A 2,511-nucleotide genomic window follows, 5' to 3' on the forward strand; every position below is an offset into this window, starting at 1 on the left:
TCCAACAATCTGAAAGATAGACGAAAGCTCCCACAAGAAAGCCCGATATACTCGAAGGTATATCGGGCTTTTGTCTATCTTGAGTTGACCGACAACGGGGCATTCCAAGGAATTTATTAGGGCATAAAGTAGATGCGTTTACACTCCCCTTCAAACTATTTTTACCTCAAAACATTACTTTCTTTGGTATTTAGCTACTTTTGAGCAATAAATACCCTTACCCAAACTTTGGGATTAAGCCTTGCCAAATGTCGTTTGATTGATGTTGCCTCCTTTCAATCATTCTTTACACTGGTGAAGCCTTATTTCTCACTTGGGATTCTGATTTTATCGGCTCGCAACTAGGACCATAAATCACCGCTATACAGACCATTCTACCTTCGCCACAACACTGACACCTACCTATGTCTGTCCCGTATTTTTCCAGTATGAACTGCTCTACACTCAGCTTGGGCAAAGGTTTCCGCTCACATAATTGCATACTCGAAAGTATCTGTTTTATCCGTTCTTGCTTGCCTCGATTTCGCAAATACCCGTAATGTCTAATTTTAACAAAGTACCTCGGAAGGATATGTTGCTCAAAACGACGCAGGAACTCTTCATGACTCAACGTCATTTGCTTGACTTTACTGCCATCAGCGTAGTCTTTGTAGGTAAAACTAACCGTCGATTGTCCTACCTCGGTAATACGGTTACTGCTGATGGCGATTCTATGGGTGTATCTCCCCAAGTATTCTAAAACCCCCTTCGCTCCCCCGAAGGGACGTTTGGCATACACATTCCATGTTTTTCGACCAATCTGACTCAATAATTCCTCAAAATCAAGGTTATTGAGTCGGAGTTTGGGCCTTAGTTTCCGCAAACCTTTCATCAAGATGGCCTTAAAGACTATCTTCAAAGCTCCCACTGGAAAAAGAAACTTCCCGCTGACTCGCTTACTATGATGCCATTGATTGCCATCGAAGCCTCCCCCACTGACAATGCAGTGAACATGCGGATGAAACGACAAATTCTGGCCCCACGTGTGCAGTACCGACGTGATACCAATTTCAGCACCCAAATATTTAGGGTCTTTACCAAACTGTAAGAGTGTCTGAGAGGAAGCATCCAATAACAAATTATACAGTAACGTACGATTGCCCATCATCAAACCATTCAGTTCATGAGGCAGCGTAAAGACCACATGATAGTAAGTCGTTGGCAATAACTCTTGCTGACGTTGCCCGACCCATTGCTCGCGACCCAAGTGGCCGCAAAACAGACAATGACGATTCCCACAGCCATGAAACTGCATCTGTTGATGACCACAATCGCTGCATTGACTCAGATGATAACCATTGGATAACGTTCGACAAGTTCTCAGTTGACCAAAAACACTCTTGGAGTAGGGATTGAAGCCCATTATTTGTGCTTTACTAAAAATCCCCTGTAAACTTAATTGCTTACTCATCACAGGTAACTATCCAATGGATTGACGATGCTACGACGTTTGCTCTCCTGAAGATGTAAATACACCATGGTCGTACTAATGTGGGAATGACCCAATAACTGCTGAATTGTTGGAATGTCTATACCTGCATCCAAAAGGTGTGTAGCAAAACTATGACGCAACGTATGACAACACATCCGTCGAGCTGGACTCAACAAGCCAGCTCCACCTATTGCACATCGAACATGGTATTGTATCGAACGTACTTGCATAGGTTGCCCAACTTTCCGCCCTTCAAATAGGTATACTTGGGGGCGGTATAATCGCCAGTATCCTTCTAATAAATTCAATAACTTCTCTGAAAGTAAGGTGTAACGTTCTTTATTCCCTTTCCCCTGAGCTATGCGAAGACGTAAATTCGGTCGGTCGATATCGCTCAGCTTTAAATGTTGTAATTCACTCAAACGAATACCTGTACCATAAAATACCGACACAATTGCCTTCTGTTGTAAGCCTGAACAACTATTCAAAACCATGCCTATCTCCGCTTGACTCAGTATACTTGGTATAAATTGCTTTTTCAGTGGATAAAACGAACGTGCTCGAATAGCGGGTAGCTGCAATAGGTGTTGAAAGAAAAAGCTCAGTGCCTGGGCAGCTATATGGCATTTCCCCCACGAGGCATTAAAGTGTTCTTGGATATATCGCAAATAATGGATGATGTCCATCTGCGTTAGGCTATGGGCTGAGCGGTCTGCGTAATGGCTCAGTAGATAACGTAGCTCATAGCTGTAGTTTTTAATGGTGCGAGGTGAATAGTGTTTCACTCGCATGTAATTTTGTAAGTCTTTCAGGAGATTCTCTGACTCAGCACTCAGTTGCAAAGGAGCATACAAACTGTTTTTTTGTTAACATCGCTAATATTATTTTTGGTGAGTTGCTAATTTAATCCTTTTTTTACTATTTTTACAAAACCCTTCAACAAAGTTGTTGGTTCAACTCTATGCAAGTGCGTAAACGCTTGAAAATCAATTAGTTAATCCAAAATCAATCCCCAGCATCGCACTTGCGAGTCGTTGGAA

Annotated in this window: 2 protein-coding genes; both read right to left on the reverse strand. The window is 42.4% G+C overall.

Annotation, left to right across the window (positions count from 1 at the left end; all coding sequences use genetic code 11):
- Positions 1-286: 286 nt before the first annotated feature.
- Positions 287-1,450: an IS91 family transposase gene (locus tag MJQ71_RS20775; RefSeq protein ID WP_238808868.1), complete on the reverse strand. Its 1,164-nt coding sequence runs from the start codon at positions 1,448-1,450 to the stop codon at positions 287-289.
- Complete coding sequence (locus MJQ71_RS20780; RefSeq protein ID WP_310587554.1) at positions 1,450-2,325, reverse strand: tyrosine-type recombinase/integrase; 876 nt, start codon at positions 2,323-2,325, stop codon at positions 1,450-1,452. Before MJQ71_RS20780 ends, MJQ71_RS20775 begins: the two co-directional genes overlap by 1 nt.
- Positions 2,326-2,511 lie beyond the last annotated feature (186 nt).

It is taken from the genome of Emticicia aquatica, assembly GCF_923079645.1.
Taxonomy (GTDB): Bacteria; Bacteroidota; Bacteroidia; order Cytophagales; family Spirosomataceae; genus Emticicia; species Emticicia aquatica.